At 68.5% G+C, this 23,572-nt stretch carries 14 protein-coding genes; 6 read left to right on the top strand and 8 right to left on the bottom strand.

The window, feature by feature from the left end; all coding sequences use genetic code 11:
* Nucleotides 1-21: 21 nt before the first annotated feature.
* A complete protein-coding gene (locus tag LO55_RS15680) occupies nucleotides 22-618 on the bottom strand; it encodes a hypothetical protein (protein WP_071362164.1) in 597 nt (198 codons plus the stop codon).
* 201 nt (nucleotides 619-819) lie between these two features.
* Complete coding sequence (locus LO55_RS15675) at nucleotides 820-2,052, bottom strand: winged helix-turn-helix domain-containing protein (RefSeq protein ID WP_071362163.1); 1,233 nt, start codon at nucleotides 2,050-2,052, stop codon at nucleotides 820-822.
* Nucleotides 2,053-2,172: 120 nt separating this feature from the next.
* Between LO55_RS15675 and LO55_RS15670 the strand changes: the two genes are divergently transcribed.
* Both LO55_RS15670 and LO55_RS15665 read left to right on the top strand, forming a co-directional pair.
* Nucleotides 2,173-3,444: an exonuclease SbcCD subunit D C-terminal domain-containing protein gene (locus tag LO55_RS15670; RefSeq protein ID WP_071362162.1), complete on the top strand. Its 1,272-nt coding sequence runs from the start codon at nucleotides 2,173-2,175 to the stop codon at nucleotides 3,442-3,444.
* Nucleotides 3,441-7,190: an AAA family ATPase gene (locus LO55_RS15665; protein WP_071362161.1), complete on the top strand. Its 3,750-nt coding sequence runs from the start codon at nucleotides 3,441-3,443 to the stop codon at nucleotides 7,188-7,190. The genes LO55_RS15670 and LO55_RS15665 overlap by 4 nt, the downstream gene beginning before the upstream one ends.
* A 13-nt stretch (nucleotides 7,191-7,203) precedes the next feature.
* On the opposite strand, the gene LO55_RS15660 is transcribed toward LO55_RS15665, so the two are convergent.
* From LO55_RS15660 to LO55_RS15640, 5 genes are all read right to left on the bottom strand, one after another.
* Nucleotides 7,204-8,994 (bottom strand): IlvD/Edd family dehydratase, encoded by a 1,791-nt coding sequence (locus tag LO55_RS15660; protein WP_071362160.1) that lies wholly within the window; start codon nucleotides 8,992-8,994, stop codon nucleotides 7,204-7,206.
* 12 nt (nucleotides 8,995-9,006) lie between these two features.
* Nucleotides 9,007-9,891 carry an SMP-30/gluconolactonase/LRE family protein gene (locus LO55_RS15655; RefSeq protein ID WP_071362159.1) on the bottom strand — a complete coding sequence of 295 codons (885 nt, stop codon included), beginning with the start codon at nucleotides 9,889-9,891 and terminating at the stop codon, nucleotides 9,007-9,009.
* A complete protein-coding gene (gene xylB / locus LO55_RS15650) occupies nucleotides 9,888-10,679 on the bottom strand; it encodes a D-xylose 1-dehydrogenase (RefSeq protein ID WP_071362158.1) in 792 nt (263 codons plus the stop codon). The genes LO55_RS15655 and xylB overlap by 4 nt, the downstream gene beginning before the upstream one ends.
* A gap of 24 nt (nucleotides 10,680-10,703) precedes the next feature.
* A complete protein-coding gene (locus LO55_RS15645) occupies nucleotides 10,704-11,888 on the bottom strand; it encodes a fumarylacetoacetate hydrolase family protein (protein WP_071362157.1) in 1,185 nt (394 codons plus the stop codon).
* A gap of 152 nt (nucleotides 11,889-12,040) precedes the next feature.
* Nucleotides 12,041-15,121, bottom strand: a complete 3,081-nt coding sequence (locus LO55_RS15640) for a TonB-dependent receptor (RefSeq protein WP_071362156.1) — start codon at nucleotides 15,119-15,121, stop codon at nucleotides 12,041-12,043.
* 581 nt (nucleotides 15,122-15,702) lie between these two features.
* Here LO55_RS15640 and LO55_RS15635 point away from each other — a divergent pair.
* Genes LO55_RS15635 through LO55_RS15620 form a run of 4 tightly spaced genes read left to right on the top strand, consistent with a single transcriptional unit; the run spans nucleotide 15,703 to nucleotide 22,228 of the window.
* Nucleotides 15,703-17,892 (top strand): alpha-glucuronidase family glycosyl hydrolase, encoded by a 2,190-nt coding sequence (locus LO55_RS15635; RefSeq protein ID WP_083415343.1) that lies wholly within the window; start codon nucleotides 15,703-15,705, stop codon nucleotides 17,890-17,892.
* Between the two features lie 39 nt (nucleotides 17,893-17,931).
* The gene (locus tag LO55_RS15630; RefSeq protein WP_071362155.1) at nucleotides 17,932-19,302 is read left to right on the top strand and encodes an enolase C-terminal domain-like protein; all 1,371 of its coding nucleotides are present in this window, start codon (nucleotides 17,932-17,934) and stop codon (nucleotides 19,300-19,302) included.
* Nucleotides 19,299-20,603: an MFS transporter gene (locus LO55_RS15625; RefSeq protein ID WP_071362154.1), complete on the top strand. Its 1,305-nt coding sequence runs from the start codon at nucleotides 19,299-19,301 to the stop codon at nucleotides 20,601-20,603. The genes LO55_RS15630 and LO55_RS15625 overlap by 4 nt, the downstream gene beginning before the upstream one ends.
* Nucleotides 20,600-22,228 (top strand): glycoside hydrolase family 43 protein, encoded by a 1,629-nt coding sequence (locus tag LO55_RS15620; RefSeq protein WP_071362153.1) that lies wholly within the window; start codon nucleotides 20,600-20,602, stop codon nucleotides 22,226-22,228. The genes LO55_RS15625 and LO55_RS15620 overlap by 4 nt, the downstream gene beginning before the upstream one ends.
* Here the strand turns inward: LO55_RS15620 and LO55_RS15615 are convergent.
* Nucleotides 22,210-23,487, bottom strand: a complete 1,278-nt coding sequence (locus tag LO55_RS15615; RefSeq protein WP_071362152.1) for an SGNH/GDSL hydrolase family protein — start codon at nucleotides 23,485-23,487, stop codon at nucleotides 22,210-22,212. The two genes, LO55_RS15620 and LO55_RS15615, sit on opposite strands and share 19 nt — an antisense overlap.
* Between the last annotated feature and the right edge of the window lie 85 nt (nucleotides 23,488-23,572).

Raw genomic sequence — 23,572 nt, 5'->3', positions numbered from 1 at the left:
TGTCCGGCCCGGCTACGCTCCTCAGTTTACCAGCGGCAAGGCCCGCTTTTGCCTCGGAGAAAGCTCTGATGGCGGCAAAGCCCGCATCGCGCCGATGTCGGCGCCGCGCCCGTCGCCGCGGGTTTCACCCCGGCTTTCGCTCTGGTGCGCATCGTGCGCCAGCATCTGGTTGGCGATGGCGAACCAGGCCTCGCCCGGGATCATGGTGCGCGTCATCGGCAGCAGTTCGCGCTCTTCGCGCTCGAGCCGTTCGAGCAGCAGCTGGCAGCAGCGTTCGAGCGCCGCCAGGCAGCCGGGATCGCCGTCGACAGCGGCGGCCTGCGCCGCCTGGCGCGCGTCGAGCGCCTGCCGGCTCAACCCATCCAGCGCGGCCACCAGGCGGGCGGCGTCCTCGCCGCAGCGGCGCAGCGCCGGCAGCACGAACTTGTCGAGCTTGCGCCAGTGACAGGCCTCGCACACCTGGCGCAGCGCATCGCACGCCTGTTGATACTGGCGCATCGCGGGCGGTTCGCCCCACCAGGCGCAAGGTCGCCAGCGTTCGAGCAACGCCTGCACCTCGATCCGCGCGCGGGCCTGCTCGACGGACAAGGCGACCAGCGTATAGGTTGATGTCAGCATGGTGTCTCCTCTCAATTTGCTCCTCCGGCGCGCGTGGAAAGTCCACGCCTGGGGCGGTCGGGGATGCTTTATAGGGGTAGCCGGCTAGTGGTTTGCGTTCCTGGCTTGTCATGCGCCGGCCGACAGGAACTTCGTAGTGTAGAGAGAAGAAGGTCAGTAGGTTTGACATTGCTCAAACCCGATTTCACAATGCGAGCGAGGTCAGTTGGGGTGAATTTCCTCTACAAAATACCCTTCCAACATGTTACCGAAAGCGGCCGGGTCGCTGCCCACCACCGCGATCCGTGGGCAACCGTGCCAGCCGGCGCAGCGGGCCACGGCCCCGGCGACGTCGCGCGCCAGGCTGGCGCTCGGGCGCACGCCTGGCTCCAGCGCCACGCTGCGCAGTTCGAACACGCCCTGCTTGCGGTGCGCCTTGGCGTCGATGCGGCCGACCAGGGCGCCGCGGCGCAGGATCGGCAAGGTGAAGTAGCCGTAGCGGCGCTTGGGCGCCGGGGTGTAGCACTCGAGCCGGTAATCGAAGCCGAACAGCTCGAGCGCGCGGCGGCGGTCCCACACCACCGGGTCGAACGGCGACAGCAAGGTGGTCAGGCTCGCGGCCAACGCGCCGTCCGCCGCCTGGCGCGCCAGCGCCAGGTGCTCGGGGTGGATGTAGACCGGATCGCGCCAGCCCTCGACCCGGGCGGCGACCAGCAAGCCCTCGTGGGCCAGCCGCGCCGGATCGACGTGCGGCCGGCGCGTGCGGTGGTAGTCCGGGATCCACGCGGCCCGCGCCAGGCCGAGCGCGTGCACGGCGCGCAGCGCGAATTCGCGCCGCACCGTGTCCAGCGCCGGCATCCGGTCGTCGTGCCAGGTCGGATGGACGCGCTCGGCCAGGTCGTACACGCGCTGGAAGTTGTGGCGGCGCGCGATCATCAGGGCGCCGGCCGTGAACAGGACCTCGAGCGAGCGCTTCTCGGGCTTCCACTCCCACCAGCCGCCCGACTTGCCGTCCTGGCGCGCGAAGTCGGCGGCCCGCACCGGCCCGCCGGCGCGGATATGCTCGACCAGCCGCGCCACCTCGTCGGCGCGCTCGCGCATCCAGCGCGCCGAATACTTCCAGCCCATCGCTTCCGGATCGAGCATGCGGTGCCGGTACAGGCCATAGTCCTCGATCGGCAGGAAGCAGGCTTCGTGGGCCCAGTATTCGAACAGGTGGCCTTCGGCCAGCAGCTCGTCGAGCCAGGCCGGATCGTAGTCGCCCAGCCGGCTCCACAGCACCAGGTAGGGACTGCGCGCGACCACGCTGATGGTGTCGATCTGCAGCATGCGCATGCGCCGGATCGCGGCCAGCACGTCATCTTTGCTCGCGCGGCGGCGGCGCGCCGTCGCCAGGCCCTGGGCCGCCAGGTGCAGTGCGCGCGCGGCGCCGATCGACAGGGTCAGTTCGCTCATCCAACCATTCTGAACGTTTGGGCAACATCGCGTCAACCGTCCCGGCATTCTCCAGCAGACGAGCGCTCGGCTGCGTTATAGTAGGCGCCGATTTGTCGATCCACCTTTCTCGAGTCTCTCATGCGGCTGCTGCACACCTCCGACTGGCACCTCGGCCAGACCCTGCACAATCACGACCGGACCTACGAACACCAGTGCTTCCTCGACTGGCTGGCCGACACGCTGGTGCAGGAGCGCATCGACGTGCTCCTGATCGCGGGCGACATCTTCGACACCGCCAATCCTTCCTCGAGCGCCCAGCGCCAGCTGTACCGCTTCCTGCAGCAGGCGCGCGCCCGCGTGCCGCACCTGCAGGTGGTGGTCATCGCCGGCAACCACGATTCGCCGGGCCGGCTGGAGGCGCCGACGCCGCTGCTCGAAGCCCATGGCACGATCGTGGTCGGCAACGTCCTGCGCCGCGGCGATGGCGAGATCGACCTGGAGCGGCTGCTGGTGCCGCTGCGCGACCGCGACGGCGCGACGGCGGCCTGGTGCCTGGCCGTGCCCTTCCTGCGTCCCGGCGACCTGCCGCGCCTGCGCGCGGCCGAAGGCGTCGACCCGGCCGAGGCCGCGCCAAGCGATCCCTATCTGCACGGCGCCGCCCTGCTCTACCGCCAGGCGCATGCGCTGGCGCGCGAACGGGCCGCCGCGGGCCAGGCCATCGTCGCCATGGGCCACTGCCATATGGCGAAAAGCCAGCCGTCCGAAGACTCCGAGCGCCGCATCGTGATCGGCGGCAGCGAAGCCCTGCCGGTCGGCATGTTCGACGCCAGCATCGCCTATGCGGCGCTGGGACACCTGCACCTGGCCCAGCGCGTCGGCGGCCTCGAACACGTGCGCTATTGCGGCAGCCCGCTGCCGCTGTCGTTCTCCGAGGTCGGCTACCAGCACCAGGTGCTGCGCATCGATCTCGATGGCGGCAAGGCCGCCGCCATTACGCCACTGTTCGTACCGCGTCCGGTCCAGTTGCTGCGCGTGCCCGCAACGCCTGCGCCACTGGAAGAAGCGCTGGCGGCGCTGGAAGCGTTGGAACTGGACCCGGATCTGCCGCAGCAGGCCTGGCCCTATCTCGAGGTGCGGGTGCTGCTGGACGGCCCCGAGCCGGGCCTGCGCGCCCGCATCGAGGCGGTCCTGGCGGGCAAACCCGTGCGGCTGGCCAAGATCGAGCCGACGCGCAAGCTGGTCGCGGCAAACGACGAGGCCGAAGCGCTGAGCCTGGACCAGCTGGCGCAGCTGCAGCCGGACGATATCTTCCGCCGCCTGTGGCGGCAAAAATATGGCGATGAGGCGCCGCCAGAGCAGATCGAATCGTTCGCCGAACTGTTCCACGCCGTGGAAGGAGAGGCGCGATGAAGATCCTGCGCATCAGCGGCAAGAACCTGGCCTCGCTGGCGGGCGAATTCGCGGTCGACTTCGAATCCGGACCGCTGGCCACCAGCGGCCTGTTCGCCATCAGCGGCCCCACCGGCGCGGGAAAAAGCACCCTGCTCGACGCCCTGTGCCTGGCGCTGTACGACGCCACCCCGCGCATGCTCAAGCGCGCCGGCAGCCAGTTGCCGGACGTCGGCGGCGACACCGTCTCGGCGCTCGACCCGCGCACCCTGCTGCGGCGCGGCGCGGCCGAGGCCTGGGCCGAAGTCGACTTCGTCGGCAGCGACGACGGCCGCTACCGCGCGCGCTGGAGCGTGCGCCGCTCTTACAACAAGCCGGGCGGCGCGCTGCAGCCGGCCAAGATGAGCCTGCACCGCCTGCCGGAACTCGCGCCGATCGGCGGCACCAAGACCGAGGTGGCGGCGGAGATCGTGCAGCGCATCGGCCTGTCGTTCGAGCAGTTCACGCGCGCCGTGCTGCTGGCCCAGAACGAGTTCTCGGCATTCTTGAAGACCGACGAGAACGAGCGCGGCGAGCTGCTCGAGACCCTGACCGGCACCACGGTCTACAGTGAGATCTCGCGCCGCGCCTTCGAGCGCTACAAGCTCGAACAGCAGCGCACCCAGGTGCTGCAGGCCCAGCTGGCCAATGTGGCGCCGCTGGCGCCAGGCGAACGCGCCCAGCTCGACCTCGAGCGCGGCGCCGCCGACGCCGCGCGTGAGGCGCTCGACAGCCGCCACGCCCTGCTGGAACAGCAGCTGCGCTGGCACCAGGAGCTCGACAAGCTCGGGCGCGCCCAGGCCCAGGCCGAGGAAGCGCTGGCCGCCGCCAACAGCGAGCGCGCCGCGGCCGCCGAACGGCGCCAGCGCCTGGCCACGCTGGAAGCGGTGCAGCCCGCGCGGCCGCTGGCGGCCGAGGTCCAACGCCTGGAAGCCGAACGGCGCCAGGCCCATTCTTCGGTCGCGAAGCTCGAAAGCGAGCTGGCGGCGGCGCTCGAAGCGCGCCGCGTGAGCAATGCCGACGTCGACGCCGCCATCGCGCGTCTCGACGCCTTCGAAGAGCAGCTGCGCGCCGCCGCGCCGCAGCTGGACCAGGCCAAGGCCCTGGATGCGGCGCTCGAGACGCTTGCTCCCGGCCATGCCCAGGCAAAGACTGCGCTGGAAGCGGCGCGCCAGCAAGCCCGCGAGGCGCGGGTCCGGCACGGGACGAAGTCCGAAGAACTCGCGCGCGCGCGCGGCCTGGTCGAGGCCGCGGCCGCGTGGCTGGCGGCGCAGTCGCGGCACGAAGCCGTGGCCACCGCTTGGGCGCAATGGGAACGCCTGCTGCGCCAGGCCGGCCAGGCGCAAACTGCGCTCGCTGCGGGCGCAGCGGCGCTGGCAGCGACCCGCACCGCGGCCGACCAGGCGCTCGGACGCGACGCCCAGGCGGCCGGCGCGCTGGCGCAGGCCATCGAACGTCGCGACCTGCTGGAGGCAAACCGGCGCGCGGCGATGGCGGCGCTCGGGGAGTTCGACGCCGAGACGATCGGCGCCGAGCGCCAGCAGCTGGAAGGACGCCGCGAACGGCTGGCGGCGGCCGAACGTACCTGGCTCGACCTGTCGGCGGCGCGCGACACGCTGGCCCGACTCGCGCGCGAAGCGGACCGCGCCGCGACCGCCGCGGCAGGCGCCGAACGCGCCCTGCAGGAGGCGCGCGCCGCCGCGCCGGCACTGGACGCGGCGATGGCCCAGGCCGAACGCTCGCTGAGCGCGGCCGAACTGGCGTGCGCCACCAATGTGGAGCAACTGCGCGCGAACCTGGTGGACGACGCCCCCTGCCCCGTGTGCGGCGCCCTCGACCACCCATACGCCCACCAGGATGCGACGCTGAAGGCGATGTTGACGGGCCTGCGGGCCGAGGTCGACGGCTGCCGCCTGCGCGTGCGCGAGAATGGCGCGCTGCAGGCGACCCATGGCGCCGCGCTCGCCGCCGCCCAGGAACGTCTGGCTGCGCTTGCCAACGATCGCGCGGCGGTCGATCTCCAGATCGCCGGCCTGGCCGGGGCCTGGGATGCCGATCCACTGGCGGCCGAGGCGCCGGGCGAACAGGAACGCGGCGACTGGTTCGGCCTGCAACGCGGCGCCATGCGCGACGCCCTCGATGCGCTGGGGCGACGCGAACAGGCCCTGCGCGGCGCCGCCAGCGCGCGCGATGCGGCCCAGCGCGACGTCGACGGCGCGCAATCGGTATTGGCGCGGCTGCGCCAGAATGCCGAGGCCGAGCGCGAAACGGCAACCCGCCTGCAGAGCGAACTGAAAGCGCTGGACGCCGGCCAGCAGGCGGCAGCTGCGCAACTGGACGCCCTGCTGGCCGAGCTCGACCCTGCCATGGCCGCCGCCCATGGCGACGGCTGGCAGACGGCCTGGCGCCACGATCCCGCTGGCTGGAGCCAGGCCCGCGCTGCCGAAGCCGCCGGGTGGCGCGAGCAGACCGAGGCCCAGGCGCGCGGCGCCGCCGCGAGCGCGACCCTCGAAGTCGAGGCGAACGCGCTCCAGGCGCGCATCGCCGAAATCGACGCGGCCGGCGCCCGGCTGGCCTTCGAGTTCGAGCGCATCGACGGCGAATTGGGCGCGAAACGCGCGGCGCGCGCCGCCTTGTGGCAAGGCCGCGCGGCGGCCGAGGTCGAACGCGAACTGACCAGCGCCGTGAGCGGGGCGCGCGCGCAGGTAGCGGCGCGCCAGCAAGCCGCCAATGAGGCGGCGCAGGCCGAGACCCGGGCCCGCACCGCGCAGGCCCAGCTGATCGAGCGCATCGCGGAACTCGACGGGGCTGGCGCCACGGCCAGCGCGCAACTGGCCGAATGGCTGGAAGACTACCGGCGCCAGGCCGACGGCCTGGACGACATCGGGGACACCGACGAACTGGCGCGCCTGCTGCAGGTCGGCGCCGCCTGGCTGGCGCAGGAGCGCAGCGCGCTGAACGCCATCGAGAGCGCGGTCGCCAATGCCAGCGCGATCCTGAACGAGCGCCGCGCCCAGCGCGCGGCCCACCTCGAGTCCAGTCCTGCGGACGGTCAATCGTTCGAGGCGGTGCAGGCCACCTTCGACGCGCTGGTCGTCGAACGCCAGGCAGCGATCGAGGCGGCGACCGCGCTGCGCCTGCGCGTGATGCAGGACGACGAGCGGCGCCGCCAGGCCGAATCGAGCCTGGCCGAGATCGAACGCCAGCAGGCGCTCGAGCAGCGCTGGGGCAAGCTGTCGGAGCTGATCGGCTCCAGCGACGGCAAGAAGTTCCGCAACTACGCCCAGCAATTCACGCTCGACGTGCTGCTCGGCTATGCCAACGAACACCTGAAGCAGCTGGCCCGCCGCTACCGCCTGGAGCGCGTCAGCTACCAGGGCATGCCGTCGCTGGCGCTGATGGTGCGCGACCAGGACATGGGCGGCGAAGTGCGATCGGTGAACTCGCTGTCGGGCGGCGAATCGTTCCTGGTGTCGCTGGCGCTGGCGCTGGGCCTGGCCTCGCTGTCCTCGAACCGGGTGCGGGTCGAATCGCTGTTCATCGACGAGGGCTTCGGCAGCCTCGACAGCGAAACGCTGGGGGTGGCGATGGACGCCCTGGACGCGCTGCAATCGATGGGCCGCAAGGTCGGCGTGATCTCGCACGTGCAGGAGATGACCGAGCGGATCGCGACCAAGGTGCTGGTCCGACCCGCCGGTGGCGGCAGCAGCGCGGTCGTGGTGGAGTGACCGCGCGGCCGGATCAGTGGTTGTGGCGCGGCATGTCGTGCCCCACGCCGCGATACGGCAGGGCGAGCTCCATGCAGGCGCCCTTGTGCAGCTGGCCCACCGTGGCGCGGTAGATCTCCTGCCACGGGGTCTGGCTGGCGGGGATCGCCGGCGGCGCATCGCTGCGGCGCGCTTCCAGGTCCTCGTCCGACAGCAGCACGTCGCATCGGCCGTGGTTCAGGTCGACCCGGATCACGTCGCCCGTGCGCAGCAGCGACAGGTTGCCGCCGGCCGCGCTCTCGGGCGAGGCGTTCAGGATCGACGGGCTGTCCGAGGTGCCCGACTGGCGGCCGTCGCCCAGCGTCGGCAGGTTGTTGATGCCTTCCTTGATCAGGTGATCGGGCGGCTGCATATTGACCACCTCGGCCGAACCGGGCCAGCCCACCGGACCCGCGCCGCGGATCACCAGCATCGTGTTCTCGTCGATGCCCAGGCTCGGATCGTTGATCCGGTAATGATAGTCGTCCGAGCCGTCGAATACGACCACCTTGCACTCGAAGCAGTTCTCGTGCCCCGGATTGGCGAGATAACGCGCGCGGAAGGCCGGCGAGATCACGCTGGTCTTCATGATCGCGAAGTCGAACAGATTGCCCTTCAGGACCAGGAAGCCCGCGGTTTCCTTGAGCGGCTCGGCGAACGGCTTGATCATCTCGCGGTCGTCGGTCTCGCGGTCGTAGACGTTCTCGGCCATGGTCTTGCCGGTGACGGTGGGGCGCTGCGAGCGCAGCTTGCCCGCCTGCTCCAGCTCCCACATCACGGCCGGCACGCCGCCGGCGCGGTGGAAGCGCTCGCCCAGGTATTTGCCGGCCGGCTGCATGTTCAGCAGCAGCGGCACGTCGTAGCCGTATTCCATCCAGTCCTCGGGCGTGATCTCCACGCCCGCATGGCGCGCCATGGCCACGATGTGCGGCTGGGCGTTGCTCGAGCCGCCGATCGCGGCGTTGACCACGATCGCGTCCAGGAAGGCTTCGCGCGTCATGATCTGCGAGGGGCGCACGTCGTCCTTCGCCAGTTCGACGATGCGGCGGCCGGTTTCATAGGCCATCTGGCCGCGCTCGCGGTAAGGCGCGGGGATCGCCGAGCAGCCGGTGAGCGACATGCCCAGCGCCTCGGCCACGGCATTCATGGTCGAGGCGGTGCCCATGGTGTTGCAGTGCCCGGCGGATGGCGCCGACGCGGTGGCGATGTCGACGAACTTCTTTTCGTCGATGGCGCCGGCCGCCAGCTGGCGGCGCGCCTTCCAGATGGCGGCGCCGGAGCCGACCAGCTCACCCTCGAACCAGCCGTCGAGCATCGGCCCGCCCGACAGCACGATGGCCGGAATGTCGACCGTGGCCGCGGCCATCAGCTGGGCCGGCACGGTCTTGTCGCAGCCGGTGGTGAGCACCACGGCGTCGATCGGATAGCCGTGCAGGATCTCGACCAGGCCGAGATAGGCCAGGTTGCGGTCCAGGGCCGCGGTCGGACGGCGGCAGTTCTCGAAGATCGGATGCAGCGGGAATTCCATCGGGATGCCGCCGGCGTCGCGGATGCCGTCGCGCACCCGCTTGACGGTCTCCAGGTGGATGCGGTTGCACGGGGTGATGTCGCTGCCGCTCTGGGCGATGCCGATGATCGGTTTGCCGCAGCGCAGCTCTTCGGGCGTGATCCCGTAGTTCATGAAGCGCTCGAGGTAGAGCGCGGTCATGTCGATGCGCTCGGGATTGTCGAACCAGTCCTGGGACCGGTAGCGACGCTTGGCTTTATTGCTGACGTTGTTGCTCATGAGTCAATTATTCTATGGTTGATCCTGCAGCCGCAGCGCATGCTGCGGCAGTCCCGGCACGTCGGCGCGGAAGGTGAACAGCCCGCCCGCGAGCGGCTGCGCGTCGAGCTCGGCGGCCGACAGGCCCTTGCGCGCGGTCGTGGCGTACACGGTGCGCAGGTCGTCGCCGCCGAAGGCGAGCTTGGTGATGTTGGCGCACGGGAAGCGCACTTCGCCCACCTTGCGTCCCTGCGGGTCGAAGCGGTCGATGCGCCAGCCGCCGAAGGTGGCCACCCACAGGCAGCCCTCGGCATCGACCGCCATCCCGTCCGGATAGCCGCCGTCGGCCAGCTCGGCGAACAGGCGCTTGCGCGCGACCAGGCCGTCCTGGCCCAGGTCGAAGGCGTAGATGCGCCTGGCCAGCGTGTCGGTGTGGTACAGCGTGCGCCCGTCGGGGCTGATGGCCGGGCCGTTGGTGATCACGTAGCCGTCGTCCACGCGGCTCGCCGCGCGTCCGTCGAAACGGTACAGGGCGCCGCTGGGCTGGTCCTCGGCGTCGTCCATCGAGCCGAACCACAGGCGGCCGGCGGCGTCGACATGGCCGTCGTTGAAGCGGTTGCCCGGCTGGTCGGCCTCGACCTTCAGCAAGGGGGTGAACTCGCCGCTCGCCTCGTGGAAGCGGTACAGGCCGTCCTCCAGCGAACAGACGAAACCGCCGCCCGCGACCGGCACCACGAAACTCACCTGCCCCGGCGCGTCCCAGCTGCGTTTTTCGCCATCGTCGGCGCCATAGCAATGCAGGCGCCGGCCCTTGATGTCGACGAACCACACCTGGCCCGCCGCGCCATGCCACAGCGCGCCTTCGCCAAGCGTGGCGCCCACCTCCCAGAGGCAGTGCAGGGTGATGTTGGTGTTCATGCGCCGTACCAGCCCGCGTCGACGAAGTATTCGCGGCCGCTGCAGCGGCGCGCATTGTTCGAGGCCAGGAACAGCGACAGCGCCGCCACGTCCTGCATCTCCACGCGCTCCTGCAGGCACTGGCCGTTGAGGATGCGCGCTTCCTCGTGCGGCGTATGCCACAGCGCTTCCTGGCGCGGGGTGCGCACCGCGCCCGGCACCACGGCCACGGTGCGGATGCCGTGCGGCCCGAGCTCGCGCGCCATCGCGCGCGTCATGCCCTCGACGCCGGCCTTGGCCGTCATGTACAGGGCCAGCTCGGTATGCGGCAGGTGCCACGAGATCGAGCCGAAATTCTGGATCACGCCGTGGCCCTGCTCCCGCATGCCGGGAATGACGGCCTGGGAACAGAAGAACTGGTGGCGCAGGTTGACGTTCATCCGGCTTTCCCAGTAGGCCGGGGTGACGTCGCCGATGCTGTGGCGATCGTCGTTGGCCGCGTTGTTGAGCAGGATGTCGACGGCGCCGGCGTCCTGCACGATGCCGTCGAAGGCGCGCTTGAGCGCATCGAGGTCGGTCAGGTCGCAGTGGACGAAGCGCGGTGCGTGGGTCGCGCCGTCCAGCGACTCGGCCAGGGCGCGTCCTGCGCCCTCGGCGATGTCGAGGAACCAGACCCGGGCGCCCTGCCCGACGAAGGCGGTGACCAGCTCGGCGCCGATGCCGCTGCCGCCGCCGGTGATGACGACGCGCTTGCCGTTCAGGTCCGGATAAGTTGCGTATACAAAGGCTGGTTGATTAGTGTCAGACATGGGTTTTCGTATTAAGGGCTGTTTTTATTCCTGGACCAGCAGGCCACGCCGCGCCAGGTTGGCGTACAGCGCGCGCACGCCGAAGGTCCAGGGCGTGATCGCGTCGCTGCGTTGCACGGTGTTGACCAGGGTGCCGAGCGATGGGGTCGAGATGCCGACCTTGTCGCCCAGGTGGTGGGTAAAGCCGCCGCCTTCGGCGTCGCGGTCCTTGATCGGCGAGAACATCGTGCCGAGGAACAGCATGAAGCCGTCCGGGTACTGGTGGTGCGCGCCGCAGGTCTGGGCCACCAGGTCGAGCGGGTCGCGGCTGATCTCGCGCATGCGGCTGCTGCCTTCGAGGATGAAGCCGTCGTCCACGCCTTCGATCAGCATGTTCACCTCGCACGCGCGCAGCGTGTCGAGCGAGTACGCATCGTCGAACAGGCGGATGAAGGGGCCGATGGCGCAGGAAGCGTTGTTGTCCTTGGCCTTGCCCAGCAACAGGGCGCTGCGGCCTTCGATGTCGCGCAGGTTGACGTCGTTGCCCAGCGTGGCGCCGACGATCTCGGCGCGGCTGTTCACCGCCAGCACGATCTCGGGTTCGGGATTGTTCCAGTGCGAGGTCGGATGCAGGCCGATGTCGGCGCCGTGGCCGACCGCGGACATCGGCTGCGACTTGGTGAAGACTTCGGCGTCGGGGCCGATGCCCACTTCCATGTACTGCGACCACAGGCCGCGCGCCGACAGTTCGGTCTTCAGGCGCTGCGCGGCCTCCGAGCCCGGCACGATGTCCGACAGGTCGGTGCCGATCGTCGCCTGCAGCTGCGCGCGCAGAGCCTCGGCGCGCGACGGGTCGCCCTTGGCCTGCTCTTCGATCACGCGTTCCAGCAGGCTGACGGCGAAGGTGACGCCGGCGGCCTTGATCGCCTGCAGGTCGCATGGCGCCAGCAGGCGCATGCCGTTGGCGCCGGCCTCGCCGCGCAGCGCGGCGTCCATCAGCGCGCGCACCTCGCCAAGGTCTTCGCCCTCGGCGCCGCCCGCGATGGCCAGCAGGTCGCTGCGCTCGAACAGGTCGGCCACGGTCGGCGCATGGCGGGTGATGTCGACCAGGCGGCCGCCGCGCACGGCGACCACGGCTGGACCTTCGTTGGCGCCGGTGCGCCAGACCCGGCCGACCAGCAGCGCGCGGTCGAGGTCATCGGGAAGCGGATTGGCTTGGATGGTAGTCATGGGTTCCTCGATTGCTGGTGCCGCCCCTCGGGACGGCAGTATAGGGTTCGGGGTGAAGCCTTCGGACATGATTCTAACATTAATGTTAACGCAATCATGACCTCCTCCTCAGGCCTGCCGAGGGACGGCAGGCCCGGGAGGGGCGGGTCAGGTCAGAACTCGCCGCGCACACCGAGCTGGAAGGTGCGGCCCGGGTCATAGAACCCGAACTGCGCGCTCTCGAACTGGAAGTACGAGTCCCGCTTGGCCTTGTTGATGTTGACGACATCGAAGGTGACCGTCGGCCAGCCCTCACGATCGAACACCCGCTCCAGATCCACGCTCGACGAGAAGTCGGCCTGCTTGTACGCGCGGCCATACAGCGCAGCCGCCGCGATGCCGTTCTGGCCGCCGCTGGCCGCCTGGCTGCCTTCGCGGTAGGTGTGCGAGAAACGGGCCATGAAGCCGTGGTTCTCGTAGTAGATGCCGAAGTTGTTGCTCTTGCGCGGCACGTTCAGCGCCACGAAGCCGTTGGTGCCCTCGCCGCTGGCCGACTGGTTGATCAGGGTCGCGGTTTCGCTGAAGCCGAAGCCCTTGATCGGCAAGAACCTGTCGAGTGGCTGGACCCAGCCGATTTCCAGGCCGCGAATCCGCAGGATGCCGCCGGCATTGCGTTCCTGGCTCATCACCACGGTCGCCGCGCCCGGGCCGCCGCGCGCGTCGATCGCCGCCTGGGCGTTCGGGATCAGGTTGTTATAGGTGACGCCATACTGCTCCAGCGCGCTGAACGGCAAGGTACGGTTCTCGATCACCGTGAAGCCCTTGAGCTTCTTCTGGAACACGGTCAGGCTCACATAGCCTTCGCCGCCGGTGTACCAGTCGACGCCGAAGTCCAGGTTCTTCGAGATGTAGGGCTGCAGTTCGGGGCTGCCGATCGTGCCGACGTCGGCCGACACCGAGCTGAAGTTGATGCCGGGGCGCAGCGAATTCGGATTGGCGCGCGTCATGCTCTTCGATGCCGCGGCGCGCACGATGACGTTGTTGGCGACCGTCAGGGCGGCGGTGCCGGATGGCAGCGTGTTGTTGTAGGTGTTGTTCACATACTGCCACTCGGTCGCGTTCGGGTACTTGGCGCCATTCAGCGTGATGTTGGCGTTGCGTGGATCGCTGAACGAATTCAGGGAGCCGACCTCCTGCTTGGTGCGCACATACCGCACGCCGGCGTTATACCGGAACGGCATGTTGGCGAGCAGGGTCGACCCATTGATCTCGGTATAGAAGCCCGAGGTCTTCTCGCGCATGTAGCCCGCGCTCGCCCCGGTCGACGAACTGGTCGAATCCGGCGCCGTCGAGTTGTAGTAGTCGTAGTTCGAATCCTTCCTGAAGCGGTCCCAGTCGACGACCAGGCGGCCGTATTCGCCAGGCACCAGGTAGCTTGCCAGCTTGTCGGCCGGGATCAGCGAACCCTGGTAGACCAGCTGGTCGGTGCGGCCCGCGGTGTAGCCGGTGCCGAAGCCGGGATAGAGCGCCGCTGCGCTCGCGCCAGGCGTGTTGGCGCCGTCGCAGGCCGGCGCGCCGTTGGGGCCTTGCAGGAACACGCTTGGATTGTTGCCGCACACCGCGGCCTGCCAGGCGGCCGAGTTGTCCTGGCCGCGGATGCGGCGGTCGATGTCGTCGTAGGCGTAGCCGAGCTTCAGGTTCAGCTTGTTGTCGCCCCAGGTCAGGTCGGTGTGGAAGCCCTTGGTGCTGGTTTCGCGCAGCTCGTTCTGGATATTGACGCGGCCACCTGCCCAGCCAAGATTCGCCGGGTTGTTCACATCGTTGTTGAACGTGATGCTGGGCACCCCGCCATTGGTGGCGTCATAGGTAGCCACCAGTCCGCTGCCCGCCGCGGTGATCGGCATGACGGTCGGCGCTTCGTGCGTGAAGTCCGACTCGGTCGCGTTGGCCTGCGCCTCGAGCTTCAGGGTTGGCGCGATCTGCCAGGTCATCCCCGGGTTGATGCCCTTGAGCGTGGTCTTGTCGCGGCGCGGGCCGTATTCGATGAAATAGCGCGCATTGGCGAAGGTGCCGCCCGTCGCCGTGCAACCGGCGCTGCAATCGGCGCGGTCCACGGTCATATTGAGCGGAATGGCGAACTCGTTGCGCATGGCCCAGGTGTAGCCGATGCGCTGCATGTCGTCGTCCTTTTCGCTGTACAGCGTGTCGACGTAGAAGTGCAGGTTCTCGGTAGGACGATACTCGGCGCTGATGATGGCCGAGGCCTTGTCGCGGTCGCCGTAGTATTCCATGTAGCGGCCGAGGCGCGGGACCAGCGCGTTGTCGATCGCGGTGATGCTGGTGCCCGGGTTGTTGGCCTCCAGGAAGCCCTGGTTGATCGGCGTGCCGGGAACGAGGCCCGCGCCCGCGCCGACGGGCACGGTGCCGGGAATCGTCCAGTTGCCGCCGCCGGTATTGTTACGCGACGGCAGGCCGTTCTGCGCAGCCGACAGGTTGGCATTGGTCAGGCCGACCGTCTCGTAGCCGGTGGTGCGGGCCTTCTGGCGGTTGTAGTACACGCCGCCGAGGATACCGAACTTGTCGCCCCAGGTCTTGCTGGCCAGCAGCGAGCCGCGTGCGCCGACGTCGTTCGCGATTTCCTGCTTCTGCGCGGTCGCGTTGTACACGACGTAGGCGCCTTCCTTGTCGAACGGCCGCGCGCTGCGCAGGTTGACGACGCCGGCGGCGCCGCCCTCGAGCTGCGAGGCGTTCGGGCTCTTGCTGACGGTCAGCTTGGTGAACAGCTCGGTCGGAAGCAGGTCGAGGTCGATCTCGCGGTTGGTGCTGGCGCCGTCGATCGGTCCGGACGACGCCACGGCGATCTGCGCGTTGTTCAACAGGACCTTGGTGAAGCTGGAGCCCAGGCCGCGGATCTGGACGTTCATGCCTTCGCCCGTGACGTCGCGCGAAATCTGGACGCCGGGAATGCGGCTGAGCGATTCCGCGATGTTCTTGTCCGGGAATTTACCCATGTCTTCCGAACTGATGGTGTCCTGGAAGCCGACGGCTTCCTTCTTGTCGCGCGCGGACGCCAGCAGGCTGCCGCGGTAGCCGGTCACTTTGACGACGTTCACATTGGCTTGCGCATTGGCGTCGGTGGTGGTGGCGGTGGTGTCCTGCGCGTACGCCTGGTGAACCAGGCCCGCCATGACGGTCAGGCCGAGCGCCCACTGGCGCCGGCGAGCTACACCCTGCTGCTTAGCATTACGAGTCATTCAATGTCTCCTGATGGTTTTTTTTACTTCTATGTACTTCTTGGCAAGCAACCTTCTGCGGTTGTCTTATGGGTAGGCAAACTGCCTTGTCGCGGCAAACAGGACTTTCTTCCCTGGCGCGCTAGCGGCAGGTCATGCTGTTCGACACGAAGGAATGCGCAGGGCGCGGGGCGGGCGAACCCGGCCACGCGACTGGAATGGATGAGTGACTGGTGCGGCCGCCAGAAGGCATGGCCGGACGTGCGGTGACGTCTCGCTGTTGCATGCTTATCTCCTCGTTATTTTTCTACTTCAAGCACATGTTACGAACATCTCTATTAACACCAATGTTATCGCAACCATCGCAGTCTACTGGTCAAAAATAATGATTGTCAACAAAATATTCCTGGCGTGGCGAAAGCGCGAATGTTAGGCCTATCAAACGCGCCTGGCGAGCCGGCTGTTGATGCGCCGGCTGCCGCCTCTGCACCGTGGCCGGCGAAACAAAATGCTTTCAAATCGAAAAGGTTCGCGCTAACATTCCCGAAGCCGGATGATACAAAACAAACATTCCGGGTCTATAAAAACATGGAGACAAGCGAATGCACCGACTCTTCGGGCGGCTCTGGGCCGCGTTTCTTCTCGGCATGCTGTTATGCATCCCGACCCATGCCGCCGCAGAGGATGGCTATCAACTGTGGTTGCGCTATCAACCCCTCCCCGCCGCCCAGCGCGCGCACGTCGCCGACTCGATCCTGATGCTCGGCGCCGACAGCCCGACCAAGGGCGCGGCGCGCGCCGAGCTGCAACGTGGCCTGCAGGGACTGCTGGGCAAGGCGCCTGGCGTCGTCGACAAGGCGCGCCCCGATACCATCGTGCTGGCGCGCGGCGCCGACCTGCCGGCCGGCCTGGATGCCGCATCCGCCGTGCGCGAGCAGTTGCGCAAGCTCGGCGACGAAGGCTACCTGGTGCGGCGCGCCAGGCTGGATGGCGTCGCTGTCACCCTGGTTGCGGCCAATACCGACATCGGCCTGCTGTACGGCAGCTTCGCCTGGCTGCGCCAGCTGCAGACGGGCGCCCGCGCCGACCAGATCGCGCTGGCCTCCAGCCCCACCCTGCCCCTGCGCGTGCTGAACCATTGGGACAACCTCGATCGCAGCGTGGAGCGCGGCTATGCCGGCGAGTCGATCTGGAACTGGTGGGAACTCCCGCACATCGTCGATCCGCGCTATACCGACTATGCGCGCGCCAATGCCTCGCTGGGCATCAACGGGGCCGTCCTGAACAACGTGAACTCCAAGGCCGAGGTGCTCGGCGCCCCCTTCATCGCCAAGGCCGCCGCCATCGCCGACGTGCTGCGCCCCTACGGCATCCGGGTCTACCTGTCGGTGCGCTGGTCGACGCCGCTCGAGATGAAGCAAACCAGGACGGCCGATCCGCTCGACCCCGAAGTCGCCGCCTGGTGGAAGAACAAGGCCGACGAAATCTACCGCACCATTCCCGATTTCGGCGGCTTCCTGGTCAAGGCCAATTCGGAAGGCCAGCCGGGTCCGCAGGACTATCGCCGCCACCACGCCGACGGCGCCAACATGCTGGCGCGCGCCGTGGCCCCGCACAAAGGCATCGTGATGTGGCGCGCCTTCGTGTACGCCTCGCCCGAGGAATCGAAAGCCGGCAAGCTGCATGACCGCGCGGTCGAGGCCTATGACCAGTTCCTGCCGCTGGACGGCAAGTTCGACGACAACGTGCTGGTGCAGGTGAAGAACGGCGCGATCGACTTCCAGCCGCGCGAGCCGGCCCACCCGATGTTCGGCGCGATGCCGAAGACGCCGCTGATCATGGAATTCCAGATCACCAAGGAGTACCTGGGCTTCGCCACCCACCTGGCCTATCTCGGCCCGATGTTCCAGGAGACGCTGGAATTCGATACCCGCATTGGCGGACGCAAGCTCACGGTGGCCGACACCATCCAGGGCAAGCAGGGCCGCGTCGGCGGCAAGGTAGGTGGAATTGCAGGCGTCGCCAACATCGGCAGCAGCCGCAGCTGGAGCGGTTCGATCTTCGACCAGGCCAACTGGTATGTGTATGGCCGCATGGCCTGGGACCAGGGCCTGGACAGCCGCGCCATCGCGCGCGAGTGGGCGGCCCAGACCTTCAGCCCGGACGCGCGCCTGCTGGACCCGGTCGTGAACATGATGATGCGCTCGCGCGAAGCGGTGGTCGACTACATGACGCCGCTCGGCCTCAACCACGTGATGGGCAGCAGCCACCACCATGGTCCGGCGCCCTGGGTCGACGACCTGGAACGCGCCGACTGGAACCCGATCTATTACCACCGCGCCGGCCGCGATGGCATCGGCTTCGACCGCACCGCGAAGGGCAGCAATGCCGTGGCCCAGTATGCGCCCGAGGTGGCGCGCCGCTTCGCCGATCCGAAAACGACGCCGCCCGAACTGCTGCTCTGGTTCCACCGCCTGCCATGGGATTACCGGATGCCGTCCGGCCGCACCCTGTGGGAAGAGCTGGTGGCGCACTACGACCGCGGCGTAGCCGAAGCCGCCGCGATGCAGGCCGAGTGGCAGCGCCTGAAACCCTTCGTCGACGCCCAGCGCTTCGCCGATACCGCGCAGCGCCTGGCCCAGCAGCACGTCGAAGCGCAATGGTGGCGCGACGCCAGCCTCGCCTATTTCCAGGACGTGTCCGGGCTGCCGTTGCCGGCCGGCGTGCGCAAGCCAGCGCACTCACTCGACCACTACAAGTCGATCCGCTTCCCGTATGCCCCGGGAATTTGAGCGATTCACCCTGTTTGCCGAATGACTTCTGGAGAAGAGATGAACCCGATTCAACGCGCCGCCACCCCGACCATCGTGGAAATGCGGGTGATCCCGGTCGCCGGCCGCGACAGCATGCTGCTCAACCTGTGCGGCGCCCATGCGCCCTACTTCACCCGCATCCTGGTGCTGTTGAAGGACAACGCCGGCCGCACCGGCATGGGCGAGGTGCCCGGCTCCAACGGCATCCTGCTGGCCCTGCAAAAGCTGGCGCCGCTGGTCGAAGGCACCGAGATCGGCCACCACCGCCGCACCCTGAACCGGCTGCGCGCCGTCATCTCGGGCGTCAGCCACCAGGTCACCTCCAGCGCCGAGGCGGCGGTGATGAAGCAGCCGCACGAGATCAACCTGCGTCTCGAGAACGTGGTGACGGCGGTGGAGGCGGCCCTGCTCGACCTGCTCGGCCAGTTCATGGGTCTGCCGCTGTGCGAGCTGCTGGGCGACGGCCAGCAGCGCAGCCATGTGCCGATGCTGGCCTATCTGTTCTATATCGGCGACCGTGGCCGCACCGACCTCGGTTACGACGATGACGCGGGCCGCGACGGCTGGTACCGGGTGCGCAACCAGGAAGCGCTGACCGCCGAATCGATCGGCGACATGGCCGCGGCGGCGGTCGAGCAGTATGGCTTCAGGGACTTCAAGCTCAAGGGCGGCGTGATGCGCGCCGAAGAAGAGATGGAAGCCGTCGCCGCGATCAAGCGCCGCTTTCCCGAGGCCGGCGTGACGCTCGACCCCAACGGCGCCTGGTCGCTGCGGGAGGCGATCGACGCCTGCCGCGGCCAGGGCCACCTGCTGGCGTATGCCGAAGACCCATGCGGCCCCGAGGGCGGCTATTCGGGACGCGAGATCATGGCCGAGTTCAAGCGTGCCACGGGCATCCGCACCGCCACCAATATGGTCGCCACCGACTGGCGCCAGATGGCCCATTCGCACCTGCTGGGCGCGGTGGACATCCCGCTGGCCGACCCGCACTTCTGGACCATGCAGGGTTCGGTGCGCCTGGCGCAGCTGTGCCACGACTGGGGCCTGACCTGGGGCTCGCACTCGAACAACCACTTCGACGTGTCGCTGGCGATGTTCACCCATTGCGCGGCGGCGGCGCCGGGCACGATCACGGCGATCGACACCCACTGGATCTGGCAGGAGGGCCGCGAACGCCTGACGACCGAGCCGCTGCAGATCGTCGGCGGCCAGGTGGCGGTGCCGGAGCGTCCGGGCCTGGGCATCGAGCCGGACATGGAGCAGATCGACCGGGCGCATGAACTCTACAAGAAGGTGGCCGGCGGCGCGCGCGACGATGCGATGGCGATGCGCTACCTGGTGCCGGAATGGACCTACGATCCGAAGCGCCCCAGCATGGTCAATCCATGATCCCAGCAATCCTTGGCCGGACCCGCGGCGGCGCCATCCGCGGGCTGCGCTGGTGGATGATCGGCCTGATCATGCTGGGCGCGGTGGTCAACTACCTGACCCGCAGCTCGCTGGCCGTGGCCGCGCCCACCCTGCTGGCGGAGCTGGAGATCACGGCCAGGGAGTATTCGTACATCACGGCCGCCTTCCAGGGCGCGATCATGCTGCAGCCGCTGTGCGGCTACGTGCTCGACGTGATCGGCCTCAAATATGGCTTCGCGATCTTCGCCACCGCCTGGTCGCTGATCTGCATGGCGCACGGCATGGCCACCAACTGGCAGACCCTGGCCATCCTGCGCGGCCTGCTCGGCTTCGCCGAAGGCTCGGCCAACCCGGCCGGCATGAAGGCGGTGTCCGAATGGTTCCCGGCCAAGGAGCGCGGCCTGGCGGGCGGCGTCTTCAATATCGGCGCCTCGTTCGGCTCGATGCTGGCCCCGCCGCTGGTCGTGTGGGCCATCCTGCACTACAACTGGCAATCGGCCTTCGTGATCACGGGCGCGCTGGGCCTGGTGTGGGTGTGCGCCTGGCTGCTGCTGTACGACGCGCCGAAGCGCCACCGCCGTCTGTCCGAGGCCGAGGCGGCGCACATCGCCGCCGGCCAGGAAGACCACTTGGCCGGCGACGGCACCAAGCCGTCGGTGCTCAGCATCCTCAAGCAACGCAATTTCTGGGGCATCGCCCTGCCGCGCTTCCTGGCCGATCCGGCCTGGGGCACGCTGGCGTTCTGGGTGCCGCTGTACCTGACCACGGTGCGCGGCTTCGAGCTGAAGGACATCGCCATGTTCGCCTGGCTGCCCTTCCTCGCGGCCGACCTGGGCTGCATGTTCGGTCCGGTGGTGGTGCTGGCCCTGCAAAAGCGCGGGGTACGCCTGATCAATGCCCGGCGCGGCGCGTTCACCCTCGGCGCCATCATGATGATGGGCGTGGCCTTCGTCGGCTACGTCGACGATGCCTATGCCGCGATCGCCCTGCTCAGCCTCGCGGGCTTTGCCCACCAGACGCTGTCGGTCACCGTCATCACCATGTCGTCCGACCTGTTCCGGCGCAACGAGGTCGCCACCGTGGCCGGCATGTGCGGCACCTTCGGCAACCTGGGCCTACTGATCTTCTCACTGCTGATCGGCACCCTGCTGGCCAGCGTCGGCTACACGCCCTTCTTCGTCAGCCTGGCGGTGCTCGACCTGGTCGCGGCGGTGCTGCTGTGGACGCTGGTACGGGATCCCACCTTCGAGCCCCAACCCATTTCGATGCAAAAACCATGATCCACAACCCGATCCTGCGCGGATTCAATCCCGACCCGTCCATCGTGCGGGTCGGCGACGACTACTACATCGCGACCTCCACCTTCGAGTGGTACCCGGGGGTACAGATCCACCACTCGCGCGACCTGGTGAACTGGCGCCTGGCCAGACGGCCGCTGACCCGCGCCAGCCAGCTCGACATGCGCGGCGCGCCCGATTCCTGCGGCGTGTGGGCGCCGTGCCTGACGTATGCCGATGGCCTGTTCTGGCTGATCTACACCGACGTCAAGCGCTATGGCCGCACCTCGACCGGCGGCGCCGGCGGCAGCGCCTCGCTGCGCGATTTTCATAACTACCTGGTCACCAGCCCCAGCATCGACGGCCCGTGGTCCGATCCGGTCCACCTGAACAGCAGCGGCTTCGATCCGTCGCTGTTCCACGACGACGACGGGCGCAAGTACCTGCTGAACCAGCTATGGGACCACCGTCCCGGCGGCAAGCGCTTCGCCGGCATCGTGCTGCAGGAATATTCGGCCCTGGAGCGGCGCCTCGTCGGCACGCGCACCAATATCTTCGCCGGGACCGAACACGGCCTGACCGAGGCGCCGCACCTGTACCGCCGCAACGGTTATTACTACCTGCTCACCGCCGAAGGCGGCACCGGCTGGAACCATGGCGTGACGATGGCGCGCTCGCGCGACTTGCGCGGACCGTACGAGCTGCACCCGGACGTGAACGTCCTGACCACCCGTGCGCGGCCCGACGCCGCGCTGCAGCGCGCAGGGCACGCCGACCTGGTCGACACGCCGGACGGCCGCACGTATATGGTCTACCTGTGCGGCCGGCCGCTGCGCAACCGTGGCGCCTGCACCCTGGGACGCGAGACCGCGATCCAGCAAGTGGTATGGGGCGACGATGGCTGGCTGCGCACGCTCGATGGCGAGGGCATGCCGCAGCTGGACGTGCCGGCGCCCGGCCTGCCCGAACACCGTTTCGACGCCGCGCCCGAACGAAGCGACTTCGACGCCTTGGTGCTGCCGATCGATTTCCAGTGGCTGCGCACGCCGTATCCGGAAGAACTGTTCAGCCTCACGGCGCGGCCCGGCCACCTGCGCCTGTATGGGCGCGAAAGCCTGGGCAGCACCTTCCGCCAGGCGCTGGTGGCGCGCCGGCAGCAGGCCCACTGCTTCAGCGCGTCCACGCTGGTCGAGTTCGAGCCGGAACACTTCCAGCAGCAGGCGGGCCTGGTCTGCTACTACGGCGCCTCTAAATTCCACTACCTGTACATCACGCACGACGACGAGATCGGCAAGCACCTGCGCGTGATGAGCAGCCTGCCCAACCACCTGCAGGCGGACAGCTTCACCGCGCCGCTCGCCCTGCCCGCCGGCGTGCCGGTCGAACTGCGGGTCGAAGTGGACGAGGAGCGCCTGGTGTTCGGCTATCGCGTCGACGACGGCCCCTGGCAGTGGCTACCGCAGCAGTTCGACGCCAGCATCCTGTCGGACGAGGCCAGCGCGCCCGGCCAGCCCAATTTCACGGGCGCCTTCGTCGGCATGGCCTGCCAGGACATGGCCGGCACCGCGCTGCATGCCGACTTCGATTATTTCGAATACCACGAGCGGCCCTACCGCAGCCGGCTGTAGGCGCAATTGTCGAACTGCTGCAGCGGCACCGCCGCTGCCAGCGCGGCATAACCCGCATGCGACGGATGCAGGCCGTCGCCGCTGTCGTAGGCCTTGGCCAGGTAGGATGGCCGCGCAGGGTCGCGCAGCACCCCGTCGAAATCGAGCACGCCGTCGAATGCCTTTTCGGTTCGCACCCAGTCGTTGACCGCCTGGCGCAGCGCCTCGTTGTGCTGCGCCGGCGCATAGTAGCCGCTGCCCATGAAGGGCGTGATGGTCGCGCCGATCACGCAGATCCCCCTGGCGTGGGCGCGCGCGATCATCTGCAAGTGGGCTTGCTTGAAGTCGCCCAGCATCGCCTCGATCGCCTGCGGCGTGTCCTCTTTCGAGCGGCGCAGCACCCCGATATCGTTGACGCCGATGAAGACGACCGCATGGCTCACGCCATTCCTGGCCAGGACGTCGCGCTCGAAACGCGTGACGAGGCTCGGGCCCAGGCCCTCGCGCAGCAGGCGGCCGCCGCCGATGCCGGCATTGATCACGGCGAGCTGTCGCTTGCCGTCCTGCGCGATGCGCCGCACCAGGTGATCGGTCCAGCGGTTGTTGGCGTCCGTCGTGGCGCCATAGCCGTCGGTGATCGAATCGCCGATCACGACCACGGCCCGCGCGGGCGGCGCGGCGCTGACTTCGACGTCGGCCAGCTGGTGCCAGCGCGTGACGGTCTTGGCGTCCGGGAGACTCGCGGCCATGGTCTGGCGGCCCGGGGCCAGGTAAGTCGTGGTACGCGCGCCGGCATGGCCAGTCTGCTGCCCGGCCGCATTCGCCATGTGCATAGTGACCGCGATATCGAGGCCGCTCGCCGCCGCCAGGTCGACCGGATCGCTGACATACTCGGCGCCCGCCGGTATGCGCACCGAGGTACTGCCGTTGAAGCGCAGGCCCTGGAGCGAACCCGCCACCACCTCGGATGAACCGGGCCGCACGGCGCGCGCGATGCTCGCCTCGTTCACGACCAGCATCTCGCTGCCGTAGGCATTGCTGATTCTGACCCGGACCTGGCTGCCACCCAGCGACAGGCGCACGACCTGGCGCACGGTGCCGTCCTTCCACAACTCGGCCGGCATGGCTTCGGCCTGGCCGTAAGACATCTGGGATGTGCCCCAGCTGGCCACCCAGTGGCGGGAGCCGCTATCAGTAACAGAAGGTGGCAGTGTGCAGGCGCCCAGGCCAAGCGTGGCCAGGACGGCGATGGCCAGGCGGCCTCGACGAAAAGTATTCAATGTGGTCTCCGGTGATGGCATGACCCGCGGGACGCAGGACTACCAAATCTGTAACGCCAATGATAGCGCAAACAAACCAGTGGTA

The organism is Massilia timonae (assembly GCF_001866515.1).
In the GTDB taxonomy this organism is placed as follows: domain Bacteria; phylum Pseudomonadota; class Gammaproteobacteria; order Burkholderiales; family Burkholderiaceae_D; genus Telluria; species Telluria timonae.
This window is presented reverse-complemented; position numbering and strand designations above follow the sequence as displayed.